The organism is Rhizobium sp. 007 (genome assembly GCF_015353075.1).
Taxonomy (GTDB): domain Bacteria; phylum Pseudomonadota; class Alphaproteobacteria; order Rhizobiales; family Rhizobiaceae; genus Rhizobium.
Genome location: NZ_CP064187.1, coordinates 2,933,899 through 2,950,438 on the forward strand (window position 1 = coordinate 2,933,899; position 16,540 = coordinate 2,950,438).

Consider the following 16,540-nt stretch of genomic DNA (forward strand, 5'->3'; position numbering starts at 1 on the left):
GCTGCGCGTCTCTATAACCAGACACAATGGGAAGTCTTTGTTTGACGGCACGGTAAACCTTTGCCCTACTTGCCAACGCCAGCTTCTTCATCAGATCAAATCGCATAAGTTGTTCAGCCGTTAATGATCTGGACTGTCGGGCGCACCATCTGCGAGCTCTTCGCCACGTCTCGCAGCCGGCTGGAATGTTCCATCGCGCTTTGCAAAGGAGGAGGCGAAGAACATAGGCGCTGTTGACGGTGTGAAAGACATCGGCGCCTCCAAACGAACATTCCGCCACCAGCAAAGAATATATGCCGATTACTCAAGTCCGGAACTATGGTGGCTTTTGCTACCGAAGAGCGGACAACCGCCATACGACCAGTCGCCTTGACGTCGACATCTCTTCAATATTGCGCGATGTCGCCCGTTTCAGATTGCGCGAGCGTCAGGGGATAGCGCTCCGGATGATGCACAAGGGCCGTGAGGTTCACCGGCCGGTTGCGGTTGTCGAAGGCAATCTGATCGACGGTCAAGACAGCGGCCGGCGAATGCAAGCCAAGCATGTCGGCCTCGTCAGCAGACGCCAGACGCGCGCTCAAGGTTGTTTGCCCGCGCGACGGATGGATGTGATGGTGCTGGCGCAGTTCCGCATAGAGCGAGCGGTTGCCCACCGTCCAATCCAGGTCCACAAGGCCAGGAACGCGCGCGGCCGGCAGCCAATCCGTCTGAATGACAACCGGGATCTCATCGAGCAAGCGCAATCGGGAGAGCACGACGACATCGGCGCCGGGCGGCAGGAAAAGCGGCCGGCTGATCTCCAGCGGTGCACGAAGGACACGTGCCTCGATCAGGCGATGTCCAGGAACGCGGCCGTTCGAAATGGCTGTGGCGGTGAAGCTCTTGAGAACCTGCAGCTCGAAGCCGCCGCTATGCTCTGCCACATAAAGCCCTTTGCCCGGCTGGCTCGTCACCACGCCTTGCTGGACCAACTCGCGTATTGCGTGCCGAATGGTGATCCGACTGACATCGAAAAGATCAACTAATTCGCGTTCCGAGGGCAATTTTCCCCGCAACGGCAGCTTGCCGTTCCGAATCGACGTCAAAAGCGCTTCATAGACTTGCTTGTGGAGCGGCCGGGGATCTTCGCGATCCACCAGACTCTGAGGCATAATGGAAAGCGGGCGCTCCTGACGCTTGTTCAAACCTTTTCCCCTTTCCTTTGCTGTCATTTTGCAACCACTCTCCACGTAATTCTCGACAAAGTCCATATTGACATGACTGGATATAACCAGTCCTAATGTGTGCCCAGGAGCCATAGAGTTCCATAGATACCGAAGCGCTATCACAAAAAGGGAACAGTTCATGTTGAAGAGAAGTCTTGCTGCTTTAGCCATCTCCGTCGGCATCTGGACCGGGAACGCCCATGCGGAAACCATTTCCGTATTCTGCTCGCCGACCGAGTTCGAGCTTTGTACGACGGTCGCCAATGCCTGGAAGGAAAAGACCGGCAACGAGGCGAAGATCAACAAGATGCCGGCTTTGCTGGATGATGCCATCCCGCTTTATCAGCAGCTGCTGGCGTCGAAATCCAAGGACATCGACGTCCTGTTCCTGGACGTCATTTGGCTCGGCATGTTCAAAAACAACCTGCTCGACCTGAAGACCCTGGTGCCGCAGGCAGACCAGGACAAGCATTTCGCCTCGACGCTCGGCGCAGCCAAGCTTGACGGCAAGCTGGTCGCCATGCCCGCCTATATGGATGTCGGGCTGATGTATTATCGCAAGGATCTTCTGGAGAAATACGGCAAGCAGCCGCCGAAGACCTGGGACGAGCTTGCAGCCAGTGCAAAGGAAATCCAGGACAAGGAACGCGCCGCCGGCAATGGCGAGATGTGGGGCTATGCCTGGCAGGCCAAGAGCTACGAAGGTCTTACCTGCGACGCTATCGAACTGATCGCCTCAAATGGCGGCGGCACGATCATCTCGGACGATGGCAAGGTGACGATCGACAATCCGCAGGCAGCCGAAGCGATAGAGAAGGCCAAAGGCTGGATCGGCAGCATCAGCCCGGAAGGCGTTCTGAACTACGATGAGGAAGCCTCCCGCGCGATCTTCGAGTCCGGGAACGCGGTTTTCCATCGCAACTGGCCTTATGTTTGGGGAACGACCCACCAGAAAGGCAGTGCTGTCATCGACAAGGTCGGCGTGATGCCGCTTCCCGTCGGCAAGGAGGGCCAAAAGTCGAGCGGCTGCCTCGGCCCGATGTATTACGGCGTTTCAAAGTTCAGTGCCAAGCCCGAGGTTGCGGCCGATTTCGTCAACTTCATCACCGCACCCGACATGCAGAAGATGCGGGCGATCGAGGCGGCCTACAACCCGTCGATCCAGGCGCTTTACAGCGATCCGGACGTGCTGGCAAAATTGCCCTTCCTCAAGGACAACCAGCAGGCATTCGCCGATAGCGCAAGCCGTCCCTCAGGCTATACCGGCACGAGCTATAACCGCGTTTCGCAAGCCTTCTATCGCTCGGTCCACGACATGCTTTCAGGCGGCGGCGATATCAAGGCAGGGCTGAGCGCCCTTGCAGCGCGACTTGAGAAGCTGAAGGAGAGCCGTTGAGGCTTTTCTGACAAGCCGGCGCGAGCAGGACCCCTTGCTGCTCGCGCGGCCGGCTTGCCTGCCGTGCAGCCGGCCACTGAAGTGGCCGTTGCTTTTCAGCATAATCAAGTTCGGGTGTAAGATGGCATCGGTTTCACTGGACTCCGTTTCAAAAAGCTATGGCACGCATTCCGTGATCGAAGATGTCGATCTCAGGATCAGGGACGGCGAGTTCATCGTCTTTGTCGGCCCGTCTGGTTGCGGCAAGTCTACCTTGCTGCGTATCGTCGCCGGTCTGGTGTCCCCGACAAAGGGCGCCGTCAGCATCGGCGGCGACGATGTCACCGACGTTCCGGCCTCCAAGAGGGGCGTTGCCTTTGTCTTCCAATCCTATGCGCTCTATCCGCATATGAGCGTTGCGCGCAATATCGGCTTTGCGCTGGAAACGCTCGGTCTTGCGCGGACCGCCATCAGCGACAAGGTGCTCGCCGTTGCAAGAATGCTCAAGGTCGATCATCTCCTGGATCGCCGTCCAAGAGAGTTGTCCGGCGGCCAACGCCAGCGTGTTGCGATCGGCCGGGCGCTGGTCCGTCAGCCGGAGATCTTTCTTTTCGACGAGCCGCTTTCGAACCTGGACTCCGATCTGCGCATGGAGATGCGCATGGAGATCGCCAAGCTTCACGACGAACTCAAGACGACGATGATCTATGTGACGCACGATCAGTCCGAAGCCATGACGCTCGCCGACAGGATCGTTGTTCTCAATCACGGGCGCATCGAGCAGGTGGGTACCCCGCAAACCCTTTACCACGCGCCGGACAACCGCTTCGTGGCAAGCTTCATCGGAAGCCCACGGATGAACTTCCTGTCCGTTTCCATGCGAGATGCCGCCGGCGGCAAGAAGATTGCAGGCCCTGGTGGACTTTCTGTTGACGCAGGATTTCTGGGCTCCGATGCAACGGCAGCGACCATCGGCGTGAGGCCCGAAGCCCTTACCATCGCAGCCGACGGCACCGGGCGCATATCAGGCGTCCTGGAGCGTGTCGAGGACCTCGGGCATGAGCATTTTGCCTATTGCCGCATTACGGAAGAGGTCGTGTGGGTGATCCGGGTGAATGTTCCGCCTGCCAAGGAAATGATCGGCCTGCGGATCGGACTGAAGTTTGCTGACGAGGCGGTATTCGTCTTCGACGCGGCGGACCGGCGGATCCCGCAAAAAAGGGCGACTGCCAGCAATGTGAGGGCAGCAGAGCAATGAGCGCGCGTCTGGCACGCCGCGACCACATGGCCGCATGGCTTTTCCTCATCCCCGTCATCATCGTGATGCTGCTCGTCGCCGTCTGGCCTCTCGCGCGGACCTTCTTCTTTTCCTTCACTGATGCCTATCTTGATGATCCTTCCATCTATTCCATGGTTGGGATCGATAATTTTCTCGACGTGATCAACGACAGAAGCTGGTGGGTGGCGGTCAGGAACACGATCGTCTTCACGGTCATTTCCGTTGCGATCGAAACCGTTCTCGGCCTTGCAATTGCGCTTTTGATCAATGAGGCCATCCCGGGACGGGGGCTGGTGCGTGCTGCCATCCTCGTCCCTTGGGCGATCCCTGTCGTCGTTTCCGCAAAAATCTGGGAATGGATGCTGAACGACCAGTTCGGGGTGCTCAACAAGATCCTGATCGGACTGGGCTTTATCGATCACGGAATAGCCTGGACGGCGAGCAGCTCGCTGATCATGGGCGTCATCATTTTTGCCGACGTGTGGATGACGACGCCTTTCATGGTCCTGTTGATCCTTGCCGGACTGCAGCTGATTTCGCCGGAAATATTCGAAGCTGCGGAGGTGGACGGCATTCCGGCGTGGAAGCGCTTCTGGTCGATCACCTTGCCGATGCTTCGACCGGCGATCGGCGTGGCCGTGCTCTTTCGCGTGCTCGATGCCCTTCGGATGTTCGACCTTGCCTATGTCATGGCTGCCAGCAATGAGAATGTCATGACTGTGTCGATCTATGCGCGTGACAGGCTCATCAGCTTTCAGGAGCTGGGTGTCGGCTCGGCCGCATCGACATGGGTGTTCCTCTTGGTGGCGCTCGCCGCCATCATCATCATCGGCGCGCTGCGTCTCGATCGCGCAAGCGGGGAGCTGACGAAATGACGGACGTTGCACTCTACAGAACGGTACGCAAACCTGCCGCCTACTACCGGGTGCGGCGACGCATCGTGAGGCTCTTTCAGTCCGCAGCACTCCTGCTCGTGCTGATCTACACGCTTTTCCCCTACTACTGGGCTTTCGTGTCTTCGACGAAGCAGGGCGCAGCGCTCTACCGGGCTGCACTCGTTCCCGCGCTCGATTTCACCTACTACCGGCAGCTGATCGACAATCCGGTCTTCATGGGCTCGCTTCTCAATTCCGCCTATGTCGCGGTGGCGACGACGTTCTTGTCGCTTTTCATCGGCCTCAGTGCCGCTTATGCGCTCGGGCGGATCGATTTTCCGCAGCGCCGGACACTGCTGATGATCATTCTGATGATCTCGATCTTTCCACAGGTCGTCGTTCTCTCCGGCATGTTCGAGCTGATCAACTGGATGGGGTTGTTCAATCGTCCAAGCGCGCTGGTTCTGACCTATCTTCTCTCGACAGTGCCGTTCACGACCTGGGTTCTCACGACCTTCATCCGGGAATTCCCGCGTGAGCTGGAAGAAGCGGCAATCATCGACGGATGCTCGCATTTTCGCATTCTGATGAAGATCCTGCTGCCGCTGATGGGCCCGTCGCTCGCCAGCACCGGCATTTTGGCCTTCATCCTGGCGTGGAACGAGTTCCTCTTCGCACTCACCTTCACTTTGACGGACGAGAACCGCACGGTGCCGGTTGCAATCGGCCTCATTGCCGGAAACAGCCGCTACGAATATCCCTTCGGCCAGATCATGGCGGCCTCGGTTACCGTCACCCTCCCCCTCATTTTGGTGGTGCTTTTCTTCCAGCGCCGCATCGTTGCGGGTCTGACGGCAGGCGCGGTCAAGGGATGAAAGACAAAGGACACAGTCATGGACATGCTGGTAAAACTCTACGAACTTAAACCCGATCGCGCGCTGGAGAAGCGTTTGGCAGATCAGGACATCCTGATCCGCCGGGTGCTTGCACCCGAGCTCAAAGCGCTCACCTCGTGGATCGAGCCGCGCTTTGGCGCCGGATGGGCGTCGGAGGCGACCGTTGCCACAATGCGCCAGCCGCCGTCGTGTTTTGTTGCTGTCAAAGACGGTGAGCTCATCGGCTTTGCTTGCCACGAGGCGACGGCCAAAGGCTTCTTTGGGCCGACAGGCGTGGATGTTTCAGCCCGCGGCCATGGCGTCGGTCAGGCCTTGCTGCTTGCCACCCTGCTCGACATGCACGCCCAGGGTTACGCCTATGGCATAATTGGCGGCGCCGGCCCGATGGAATTTTATCGCCGCAGCGTTGGCGCGATCCCGATCGAAGGTTCCGTTCCGGGAATTTATCGTGACATGCTTGCGATAGCCAATCCAAGCGAAGTCTCGGAATCTGAGAAACTGCCAACGGAAAAGCAGCGGTGATATCGCGGTCCCACTTTCGGCTCATGAAAATCAATTTCATGATTTCGGGAGAAGTCGCGTTAACAGTTGACGACTTGTAATTTTTGCCCCAACCTGAAGAAAATAAATTACGAAATGGGAACGACTTTAGCATGAAAGTGGGAATCGTAGGGCTGGGATTCCGGCTCGGCTATCTTGGCTATGTTTTCAAGGCTATCGACAGCAGCTTCGAAATCGCAGGCTACGTCGATCCGGAGCCTGCCGGTCTTCCCGGCTTGACGGAAAAGGGTATTTCGGTCGGCAAGGCCTACGCGTCGCCTCAGGAGCTTCTTGCCGGCGAAAAGCTGGACCTCCTGATGATCGGCTCGCCCAACCACATGCATCTGGAACACATCCGGCTGGGCCTTGAGGCCGGCTTGAAAGTGTTTTGCGAAAAGCCGATCGTCACCACGATCGCCGAAAGCATCGAACTCGCCAGGCTCATGGCAAAGTTCGGCCATGAACGGCTGATGGTCGGCCTGGTGCTGCGTTATTCGCCGCTCTACAAGGACCTTCGCGCCATCCAGGCAGCCGGCAAGCTCGGCCAGATCGTCTCGATCGAGGCATCCGAACATATCGAACCCTATCACGGCGCGTTCTTCATGCGCGACTGGAGACGTTACGAGCGGTATTCCGGCAGTTTCATGCTGGAAAAATGCTGCCATGACCTCGACCTCTATAACGGTGTGGTTGGCGCCAGGGCGGAACGCGTCGCAAGTTTCGGCGGACGCAAGAGCTTCATTCCTGCAAATGATCCAGCGCGTGAAGGGATCAACGACCTCGAACTCTTTCACCGCAAGCCCAGCGGCTGGATGGGATCGGACAGGGTCTTCGACAGCGATGCCGACATCATCGACTATCAGGTCGCGATCGTCGAATATGCAAATGGCGTCGGCATGAATTTCCATACCAATCTCAACGTTCCGGATCAGTTCCGCCGCTTTGCCATCATGGGTTCGCGCGGGATGGCGGAAGGCGATTTCGTCCGCGGCTATCTCGACGTGCACGAGCAGCTGACCGGCAAGAAGATCGTTGAGACCAGGTATGCCGCAACCGAACTTTCCCAGCATTACGGCGCAGACGAACAGATGGCCGCCGACCTGCTCGACAGCGTCCGCACCGGCACCGAACTCCCCGTCTCGACACTGAATGCGCTCGAGGCAGGCATCCTTGCGTTAGCGATGGACGAAGCACGGATGAAGAGGACAGTCGTCGATCTGCGGCCCGTGTGGGATCGCTTCGACGAGGCGCTCCACGCCAGAGCGGCTTGAGGAGGATGGCAGGATGAGTGTTCAAAAAAGCACCGTCATCTTCGCCTGGATCCTTCTCCTGCCAGCTGTCCTTTACGTCATGGCGATCGTCGCCTATCCGCTGGTCGATACGTTCATTCTTTCCTTCACCGACGCATCGCTCAGGAAGACGACGAACTGGGTCGGCTGGATCAATTACGAGAAGATCTTCAACGCCACATTTGCGGAAGTCATCCTCCGCACCTTCATATGGACGTTCTTTTCGGTATCGATCAAAATGATCATCGGCACCTTCGGCGCGACCATGCTCAACGCTGCCGTGCCCGGCCGCTCGCTTTTCCGCCTGCTCACCATGCCGCCATGGATCGTGCCGATGGCGATCGGCATCTTTATGTGGGGGTGGATGTACAACGGACAATTCGGGATGATCTCCGGCCTTCTGCAGCGCTTCGGCCTGACCGACGGACCGGTGGCATTCCTGGCTTACGGAAGCACTGCCTTCTGGGCAACGATCATCACCGACGTCTGGATCGGCGTTCCGCTGGTCACCATCTATTTTCTGGCCGCGATCCAATCCATTCCGAAGGACCTCTACGAGGCGGCCTGGACAGATGGCGCCGGCCGATTTTATCGTTTCCGCCGCATCACGCTGCCGCTGATGGTCCCGGCGATCATTACGATGTCGATGCTGTCTTTGATCGCCACGTTCAATTCCTTCGATATCATCTGGATTCTGACCCAGGGCGGTCCGAGCGGTCAAACGACCACAATGATCATCGATACCTATCAGACTGCCATCGGCTCCAAGAAATACGGTGAAGGCGCTGCACGTGCGGTGCTGATCTGCATCTTCCTGTCGCTCTTCTGCTTTGCCTATTTTCGTGTCACCCGCCGTCTCAACCCGGAGAAGCGCGCATGAGCAGCCCCGCTATGATCGATCGCTACAGCTGGTGGGAACTCGTGCTGATCTATTGCGGCATCGCGCTGTTTCTGGCCTTCGTTCTTTCGCCCTTCGTCGAAGGCTTTCTGGTTTCGCTGAAACCGTTGAGCCAGCTCTTTTCCTCGCCTTATCGGTTCTGGCCGGAGAACGGCTCCTTCGAGGCCTACCGAACGATGTGGGTCAGCGTTCCAGGTTTCGGGCGCTATATTTTCAATTCGTTCTTCATATCGATCATCGTCACGATAATCGTTCTGTGTCTCGTCATCCCGGCGTCCTACGCCTTTGCACGGTTCGAGTTCAGGGGCATGGGCATCCTTCTCGGCGCCTTCCTGACGGTCAACATGTTCTCCGGCGCGGTACTCCTGATCCCTCTCTTCCGGCTGATGCGCAGCATGGGCGTCCTCAACACCTATCTCGCCATGATCGTGCCGGGCGTGGCCTTCCTCATTCCATCGGCGATCTGGCTTCTCAGGACCTATATGATCCGCATTCCCCAGGAATTGAATGAAGCCGCGTATATGGATGGCGCCAGCCATTTCTACACGCTTCGCCGCGTGATCCTGCCGATCGCCATGCCCGGGATCATCGTCGTGGCGATCACCACTTTCATCGGCGCCTATGCGCAGCAATTCATCTTCGCGCTGACCTTCAACTCGAAGACCGAATACATGCCTCTGCCGGTGGGACTCTTTGCTTATTTCGGTAAGCAGGAGGTCATCTGGAACGAACTGATGGCGGCCTCCTTCGTCGGCATCCTGCCGGCGATGGTCGTCATCTTCTTCCTGCAACGATATCTCGTCGGCGGGCTGACCGCCGGTGCGGTGAAACAATAAGACCAAGAAAACGAGTGAACAGCTAACACAAGAATGGGAGTCACAACGTGAGTATTACCATCAGAACAGGCCTCATGGCGCTCGCCCTGCTCGGTTCGACGGCGTTGACCGCTGTCACGGCCCAAGCCGCCGACCAGGAGATCAGCTGGATTTATTGCGGCGACAAGCTCGACGATATCCATGCGAAGTACATCAAGCAGTGGGAAGAAAAAAACACCGGCTGGAAGATCGCGCCGGAAGTCGTTGGCTGGGCCCAGTGCCAGGACAAGGCAACGACGCTTGCTGCGGCTGGCACGCCAGTCGCAATGGCCTATGTCGGTTCGCGTACCCTCAAGGAATTTGCCCAAAACGACCTGATCGTCGAGGTCCCGATGACGGATGAGGAAAAGAAGGCCTACTATCCGCACATCGTCGACACCGTCACCTTCGACGGCACGCAATGGGGCGTTCCGATCGCTTTCTCGACAAAGGCGCTTTACTGGAACAAGGATCTCTTCAAGCAGGCTGGCCTTGATCCCGAGAAGCCGCCGAAGACCTGGGACGAGGAAATCGAATATGCCAAGATCATCAAGGAGAAAACCGGAATCCCCGGCTTCGGCCTTTCGGCCAAGACCTTCGACAACACAATGCATCAGTTCATGCACTGGGTTTACACCAACAACGGCACGGTGACGGACGCGGAAGGTAAAATTACCCTCGATAGCCCCGAAGTGCTGAAAGCGCTGGAGGCCTATAAGAGCATTGTGCCCTATTCCGAAGAAGGCCCGACGGCCTACGAGCAGAACGAAGTCCGCGCCATCTTCCTCGACGGCAAGGTCGCGATGATCCAGGCAGGCTCCGGTGCTGCCTACCGCCTGAAGGATACCAAGATCGACTGGGGCATCACGACCCTGCCGCTTGGCCCGCAGGCCAAGGGACCGGGCACTCTGCTCATCACCGACAGTCTTGCGATCTTCAAGGGTTCGGGCGTCGAAGATAAGGCAATCGAATTCGCCAAGTTCATCACCTCTCCCGGTCCCCAGGAGGAATATGAGCTCAACGGCGAATCCGGTCTGACGCCACTTCGTCCGTCGCCGAATATCGACAAGCTGGTGACTGAAAAGCCTTACTGGAAGCCGTTGATCGACGGCATCAGCTACGGTGGTCCGGAACCCCTGTTCACCGACTATAAGGGCTTCCAGAACTCGATGATTGCGATGGTGCAATCCGTCGTGACCGGTCAGGCTCAGCCGGCCGACGCACTCAAGAAGGCTGCTGGCGAAATCGAGGCGTTCAAGTAGCCTTCATGGGGATCGCGGGGAGCAACAACCCGCGATCCTTCCTGATTGTGCAGACAATTGCTGCTACAGCGGCGACCGGAGACAGGTTTTGGGACAGCTTTTTCTCAATAAGGTGCAGAAATTCTACGGCGACTACGAAGTTCTGAAGGGCGTGCAGCTCGATGTGAAGAACGGCGAATTCGTTGTCTTCGTCGGTCCCTCAGGCTGCGGCAAATCCACCCTCCTGCGCATGATCGCCGGTCTCGATGCGACAACTGCCGGCGACATCGTCATCGACGGTATCCGGGTCAACGACCTGCCGCCGGTCAAACGCGGCATTGCCATGGTGTTCCAGTCCTACGCGCTTTATCCGCATATGACTGTTTTCGAGAACATCGCCTTTCCGCTTCGCGTCGAGAAGATGGAGGAGTCAAAGCTTAAGGCAAAGGTCGAGAATGCGGCGCGTATTCTCCATCTCGATCAGCGCTTGCAGCAGAAGCCCGGCATGCTCTCCGGCGGCCAGCGCCAGCGTGTCGCAATCGGCCGCGCCATCGTTCGCGAGCCGAAGATATTCCTCTTCGACGAACCGCTGTCGAACCTCGATGCGGCCCTGCGCGCCGATATGCGCATCGAGCTTGCAAAACTGCATCGCCAGTTGAAGGCCACAATGATTTATGTGACGCACGACCAGGTGGAAGCCATGACCATGGCCGACCGCATCGTCGTGCTGGATGCCGGCGATATCTCGCAGACCGGTGCGCCTCTGGAACTCTATCACAAGCCGGCCAATCTCTTTGTTGCCGGTTTCATCGGAAATCCGAAAATGAACTTCCTGCCGGTTACCTGCAAAGGCCTCAGCGATGCCGGCGTGGAGGTGGACCATAGCGGGCAGACCGCCACCTTGCCGGTTGCTCCGCGCGATGGCATGATCGGCAAGACGCTTACGCTCGGCATTCGGCCGGAGCATGTGCAGCTTGGATCCGGCGACATCTCGCTGACCGTTACGCCGACCGTTATCGAGCGGCTTGGCGCCCATACGGTCGCCTATGCCGCGCTTAATGGCGAGGGCGAGAACTTCTGCGCGATGCTTCCCGGCAGTGTCGGGATTCGCGCCGATACGCCTGTCGTCACGGGGATCAACGCCACCGATTGCCACCTCTTCGACGAGGCCGGCATTGCCTTCGAGCGCCGCGTGGAACTCACGGAAATCGACATGACCGTGCTTGATCCGACAGCGGCCTAGTGACCGCATATATGGGCGAATCGACTATCTCGGAATGTGGCGACCATCGGATGCGCTTCGACTGACCCATGAGGCTGTCGCCGACTGCGCGGTTCGGGCAATTTGACGGGCGCCTGCTCCGCCTGGGCTTTGCCTGACGACATTTTTCCCCGCGGGTTGGCTTTTTGTTTTTTGGATATTGCGGGCCAAACGCAAATGGCGCCTGTTTAGCGGTCTGAGTTTCCTCGGAGCCTTTGATATTGCTCGTAAGCGTTGGTTGCGGGGGCCTGATTTTACCGAGCCTTTTATGGTGCACAGCGCGGGGTGCGATCTAGCCAGGTCGCGACTTGCCGCTTGGCTGTTAACCGGATCGCAACCGTGGGCAATCCGAAAGCCAGCCGTAACATACCCTATGCTACTCTGGTGCAGGCGTATTTTACTGCCTTAGCGCCTTCAATCGCCCTATCATCTCCTCAAACTTTGGAGGACATGGCGATGACTGCAAGTGAGACGACCCCTCAGTCGATGGCCAGCGCGGAGGAGCTGCGCAAACAGGCCCTTGAACTTCAGCTTCTGGAGATGGAGCGCGAAGACAAGATAAAGGCCCGCAAGGCGGAAAAACATACAACAACCTGCCCGGTTGGCAAAATACCCTGCAAGGCAAGGCAAAGGAGCTTTACGATCTCTTTCAAGAAAGAGCAAAGCCCCAGGGCTACGGCCACAAAGCCGCGATCATCAATTTCCCGGGAGGGATCCCCGGCGACGTCGGCTTCTTCCTGACCTGGGAGCCGCCCGTCACATAACCCGAGCAGGCGGCTGCTCCGTCCTCGATTGACGCTCACAGAGCGGGAGGATGGTCGTTACAGGCGCCCAGCAATACTCCAATCGCGCGATGGCCGCACGTCGCTGTGCGGCCGCGAGCGCTTCTGCCCCCGCACAAACGTACCTCGCAGAACTAGTCGCGGACGATCGTCCAGTTGGAACCAGGATTGAAGTCTTTGATCGCCGCGGCCCGCTCTTCCGTCTTCGGCCCAAGGTCGAGCTGGTAGATGTCGCTCAATCCATTGATGATAAATGTCTGCACGCCGGTCACCCGATATTTGACTGGCCAGGCGAGCAACGCAAAGCCCGCAGTCATGTGACCGTTGACGATATAGCTTTGTTTGCCGCCGAGCACGTTATCTCCCTGTCCCGTCAGGATGCGATAGCGATATCCAAAGTAACCTTCGCCGCGCTTGGCTTTATCGAAGGCGGCGCTTTCGACCAGAGCGCTTGCCGGACTTTCTTCACCATAGTCGCTCGGATCCCAGTACAGACCGTCCACCTTACCGGGACCGCTGATCAGACGCTGGGCATATTCGTAAATGCCATCCCCGTCGCGATCCTCAGACGCATATTCACGCTGGGCCGTGACATAGTCGTGCATGGTCTCGATCGTTGCGAGTTCATTCGCGCCGATGCGACGGTTGACGATTTCCTGTAGTCCGACCTCAGTATCGAATGCCCACTTGCCGTCCTTGTCCTGCGACAGAGGGAAGGGCAACGGCCACAAAACGTCTCCCACTTGAACGATCTGGCGATCTCCGAGAGCCTGAAGACGCAATTGCCGCGCAGCACCCTCGCGGATGAGACCATAGCTTATCATGGCCTCGTTGCTGGATCGCAGCTTGGCAGCGTCCAGGCCAAGGAGATTTGCCAAACCGTCGAGATCGTTAGCGCTTAGTACGGTCTTGAACCGCTCAAGAGCCGCCGATGGATCGTCGAACGATGGCGGGGTTCCAGTCGCGAACTCCGAAAGGTCCGTCTGCATCTGGGCCGTGGCCGGGGCTGCGAAAGCAAGGGAGAGAGCCGTTCCAAGCAGCAGCGGGATCAATCTCAGCTGTAGTCTCATGGTTTGTCTCCGGTGATCTGAAATGCAGCCAAGCTACCGTCTACCGCCGCGACCGCCACCGCCGCGACCGCCGCCGCGGCCGCCGCCGCCGTGCATCCTCGGGGGCGGACGATTTTGGACAACGCGAGGCGCACCGCGATGCCCCCCTCCCATGCTCTGTCCTCCTCTCCTGGAAGCAACCGCTTCGCGGCGGCCGGACTGCACGTTGCCGAGGGCGCTTTGCTGACGTGAACGATTGTCAGGCCGTGCTGCCATCTTCGGTGCGCTTGGCTTCTTCTTTGCTTTCGCAGTCGGCTTTGATGGACGGCTCGCCGCAGCACCCGCCCGATTGGTCGCATTGCCTGGACGGGCTTCCGCCCGGGAGGCGCCCGGTCGATTGGCGGCGACATTGCCCGGTTGCGATCTCGGATTTGCCTTCAAGCCTTCGACCGTGCCCTTGCGGATGTCGTCAGCCCGAGCGCCGATGTTTCTGGTGCCCAGCCCGATGTTACTTTGCCTGTTGTTGACCTTGTTCTTCAGCTGGTTGCGGCTGTCCGACTGCAGGCTGGACTTGATCGCCGAACGATCAAGGTTGGCGATCTGATCCTTTCCGATGCTTAGCTTGCTCCGGTCCACCTTGGTCCAGTCGATGTCGTTCCACTTGACCTTGCCGTTGAAGTCTCGATCGTTGAAGCATTTGTTGCAGTCGATGTCGATGTCGCCATCCCAATCGCCACCCCAGACACCCCAGTCGTCCCAGTTGACGATGGCCCCCCATGCGATCCCGGTGATCGCACCGGCGAAGAATGCGGCGCCCGGGTAGTAGTAGCTATCGTAGGAATCGGGATAGTAGGAGATCGGCTCGACTGCATAGCCTGGTTCATAGAACATTTCGGGTGGATATTGCGGGATGTAGACCTTCTCCGGATTGGTCGGCCGGATGACGATGTTTTCGTTCTCCGTCACCACAGTGATCTTGTCGTCGGTCTTAATAACGTTCTTCGACACCGCCTCGTCGCGAAGCTGCTGAATGGCGATCAGCACGTCCTTTTGCTGATTGGTAAGGGCTTCCGCCAGCGACTGCGTCCAATCGAGGTCGTCGCTCATCATCTTGACAACGTCCGGGTAGTTCAGCAACGAGATGACGCTTCCGTCCCAATCGTCCTTTGGCTTGAGATTGGCGTTCTTTTCTTTGGCCTCCAGGAAGCGAGCTGCCTCGACGATCTGTAGCGGAAACAGCGACGCCGCGGAGATCGCGCCGACAAGTTCATCCGGATAAAGCGCGATGCGAGCCACAAGGACCTCAAGCTCGTCCTCCGAAAGCAGGCCGGTTTCGGTCTCGGCCGCGGCAATCTGCGCGGACGCTGGTCTGGGCGTAGGTGTTGGTGTCTGGGAGTAGGCCAGCGGGCACGGTTGCAACGAAGTGAGTGCGAGGGCCGACAGTCCGCCGAGCAGCCTGCGGGAAATTGCTTTCATCGCGCGTCGATCTCCTCTGAATCAAACCAATTCCCGGCGACGAGATAATAACGCTCGAGTGCCCTTCGTATTCGCCCGGCTTCGATCCGGACGGCAGGATCATTCTGCGGATCGAATGAAACCTCCCGACCGAAGACCTCATTTGCAATCGTGAACGCCTTCAAGAACTCTGATCGCCCTGCCAGGGTCTCGCTTATAATGAATTGCAGGAACATTCGACCCCGTTTCGGCCGGTGGAATTCCTCGCTTGAAAGGATCCGTTCGAGTTGCCGGCAGACTTCTTCAGCTGTCGGTGCGGGGTTGGTGACGGGATTGACTTTTGCGCTGCTCATGATCGTCCCCAGGCAAAGTCACGTAAAAGCTTTTTTTCTAAGTCTTTTCCAACGCATCATATCTCAGAGCTACGAGCGGTTGCAACAGTTATGGCTAATATATGTCCGCAGGGGTTCGCGGCGAGACGGACATCGTTGTGAGCGGTTGCACAACCCGCCAACAGTTGTGGGACCATGCGCATGAGTTCTGCCAAGGTTGCGCGCTCCCATCTTGCCCATCACGGTCTCTGGCGCGGACAGCAACGCAAAAGTCGTCTGCCCTCAGCTTATCGACAAGCGCGTGGATCGCATCTGCAAAACTGATGACGACAAGCGCCAATGGCGCAATAATGAGAACGAGGCAGGCCACAATAATGACAGTGGCGACAATGACTGGCCGGTTTCCGAGAAGTCTTGAGGGCGCCTCGAACATCGGAAAGAGCGCTACCGCAAGGATGGTCGACCAGACGACGATGAGCGCGCGAAGGGAGCGATAAGAAGCAGGTCCAATAGGCGAAAAGCGCGATACTGCTCAATCTGACAAAATCGCTTACTTTTGGCTCTATGGAAATCTGACCGGCGTCGGATCTTTGCGCCGTCGTATCGCTTGCCTGCTCTATTGTCGCATTCCGTCCTCCGCATTCCCGGTTCGCGCCCGTTTATAGTGTCATGTCGGGCACGACGTGCCGGATACTGTGGTCCTCGATATAGTCCGACGGCCGCTTTTGCCGTTTGCCGAGATCCGGTGCCCCAAACTTCACGCGCTCGTAGGGGATCGACTGCAGGATATGTGAGATGCAGTTTATCCGGGCGCGCTCCTTGTCGTCGGAAGGTACGATCCACCACGGCGCGTGATTGCTGTCCGTCATTCGCAGCATCTCGTCATAGGCACGCGTGTAGTCCCACCAGCGCTGATAGGACTCGACATCCATGGGACTGAGCTTCCACTGCCTGACCGGGTCATCGATCCGGCTGACGAGGTAATAATCACGGTGCCCAAGGGCGGATACGTGCCGCACTTCGAATACGCTCATGGCTTGCGATTGCCGGCAACACCAGGACAAGGACCCGATGTTGCCGAAGGCGTCGAACCCACCAGCCATGAGCGCGTAGTTCCCGGCTCTCGTCGTTTGTTATTCCTGACGGCGCTAGTCCTCGGGACCGTTCTGGTGATCGTCGCAGCTTTTCTCTACATCGCTCTCGCGCCCG

Annotated in this window: 13 protein-coding genes and 4 pseudogenes; 11 read left to right on the forward strand and 6 right to left on the reverse strand. The window is 58.1% G+C overall.

Annotated elements, in window-relative coordinates; genetic code table 11:
- Window positions 1-386: 386 nt before the first annotated feature.
- The gene (locus tag ISN39_RS14520) at window positions 387-1,151 is read right to left on the reverse strand and encodes a GntR family transcriptional regulator (RefSeq protein WP_246763341.1); all 765 of its coding nucleotides are present in this window, start codon (window positions 1,149-1,151) and stop codon (window positions 387-389) included.
- Window positions 1,152-1,344: 193 nt separating this feature from the next.
- Here ISN39_RS14520 and ISN39_RS14525 point away from each other — a divergent pair, with 193 nt between their 5' ends.
- The 11 genes and pseudogenes from ISN39_RS14525 to ISN39_RS14575 all read left to right on the forward strand — a co-directional run bounded on the left by ISN39_RS14525 (window position 1,345) and on the right by ISN39_RS14575 (window position 12,477).
- Entirely contained in the window at window positions 1,345-2,601 is a 1,257-nt protein-coding gene (locus ISN39_RS14525) for an ABC transporter substrate-binding protein (protein WP_194727992.1), read from the forward strand.
- Between the two features lie 121 nt (window positions 2,602-2,722).
- A complete protein-coding gene (locus ISN39_RS14530) occupies window positions 2,723-3,838 on the forward strand; it encodes an ABC transporter ATP-binding protein (RefSeq protein ID WP_194727993.1) in 1,116 nt (371 codons plus the stop codon).
- Window positions 3,835-4,734, forward strand: coding sequence for a sugar ABC transporter permease (locus ISN39_RS14535; protein ID WP_194727994.1), 900 nt, complete (start codon window positions 3,835-3,837; stop codon window positions 4,732-4,734). Before ISN39_RS14530 ends, ISN39_RS14535 begins: the two co-directional genes overlap by 4 nt.
- Window positions 4,731-5,609: a carbohydrate ABC transporter permease gene (locus tag ISN39_RS14540; RefSeq protein ID WP_022718735.1), complete on the forward strand. Its 879-nt coding sequence runs from the start codon at window positions 4,731-4,733 to the stop codon at window positions 5,607-5,609. The genes ISN39_RS14535 and ISN39_RS14540 overlap by 4 nt, the downstream gene beginning before the upstream one ends.
- An 18-nt stretch (window positions 5,610-5,627) precedes the next feature.
- Window positions 5,628-6,152: a GNAT family N-acetyltransferase gene (locus tag ISN39_RS14545; RefSeq protein ID WP_194727995.1), complete on the forward strand. Its 525-nt coding sequence runs from the start codon at window positions 5,628-5,630 to the stop codon at window positions 6,150-6,152.
- Between the two features lie 131 nt (window positions 6,153-6,283).
- Entirely contained in the window at window positions 6,284-7,441 is a 1,158-nt protein-coding gene (locus ISN39_RS14550) for a Gfo/Idh/MocA family oxidoreductase (protein ID WP_194727996.1), read from the forward strand.
- A gap of 13 nt (window positions 7,442-7,454) precedes the next feature.
- Complete coding sequence (locus tag ISN39_RS14555; protein WP_022718732.1) at window positions 7,455-8,339, forward strand: sugar ABC transporter permease; 885 nt, start codon at window positions 7,455-7,457, stop codon at window positions 8,337-8,339.
- The gene (locus tag ISN39_RS14560) at window positions 8,336-9,193 is read left to right on the forward strand and encodes a carbohydrate ABC transporter permease (protein WP_022718731.1); all 858 of its coding nucleotides are present in this window, start codon (window positions 8,336-8,338) and stop codon (window positions 9,191-9,193) included. The genes ISN39_RS14555 and ISN39_RS14560 overlap by 4 nt, the downstream gene beginning before the upstream one ends.
- 74 nt (window positions 9,194-9,267) lie before the next feature.
- The gene (locus ISN39_RS14565) at window positions 9,268-10,473 is read left to right on the forward strand and encodes an extracellular solute-binding protein (RefSeq protein WP_074062246.1); all 1,206 of its coding nucleotides are present in this window, start codon (window positions 9,268-9,270) and stop codon (window positions 10,471-10,473) included.
- 88 nt (window positions 10,474-10,561) lie between these two features.
- Window positions 10,562-11,695 carry a sn-glycerol-3-phosphate ABC transporter ATP-binding protein UgpC gene (gene ugpC / locus ISN39_RS14570; RefSeq protein ID WP_194727997.1) on the forward strand — a complete coding sequence of 378 codons (1,134 nt, stop codon included), beginning with the start codon at window positions 10,562-10,564 and terminating at the stop codon, window positions 11,693-11,695.
- Window positions 11,696-12,169: 474 nt separating this feature from the next.
- A pseudogene (locus ISN39_RS14575) lies at window positions 12,170-12,477 on the forward strand (hypothetical protein).
- A 152-nt stretch (window positions 12,478-12,629) separates the two neighbouring features.
- Here ISN39_RS14575 and ISN39_RS14580 read toward each other — a convergent pair.
- The 5 genes and pseudogenes from ISN39_RS14580 to ISN39_RS14600 all read right to left on the reverse strand — a co-directional run.
- Window positions 12,630-13,565 (reverse strand): DUF2950 family protein, encoded by a 936-nt coding sequence (locus ISN39_RS14580; RefSeq protein ID WP_194727998.1) that lies wholly within the window; start codon window positions 13,563-13,565, stop codon window positions 12,630-12,632.
- Between the two features lie 33 nt (window positions 13,566-13,598).
- Window positions 13,599-15,020: a DUF3300 domain-containing protein gene (locus ISN39_RS14585; protein WP_194727999.1), complete on the reverse strand. Its 1,422-nt coding sequence runs from the start codon at window positions 15,018-15,020 to the stop codon at window positions 13,599-13,601.
- A 32-nt stretch (window positions 15,021-15,052) separates the two neighbouring features.
- Window positions 15,053-15,352 (reverse strand): annotated as a pseudogene (locus ISN39_RS14590) (hypothetical protein); the annotation flags it as partial.
- A gap of 241 nt (window positions 15,353-15,593) precedes the next feature.
- Window positions 15,594-15,951 (reverse strand): annotated as a pseudogene (locus ISN39_RS36375) (AI-2E family transporter); the annotation flags it as partial.
- A gap of 39 nt (window positions 15,952-15,990) precedes the next feature.
- Window positions 15,991-16,302 (reverse strand): annotated as a pseudogene (locus ISN39_RS14600) (polyphosphate kinase 2); the annotation flags it as partial.
- Between the last annotated feature and the right edge of the window lie 238 nt (window positions 16,303-16,540).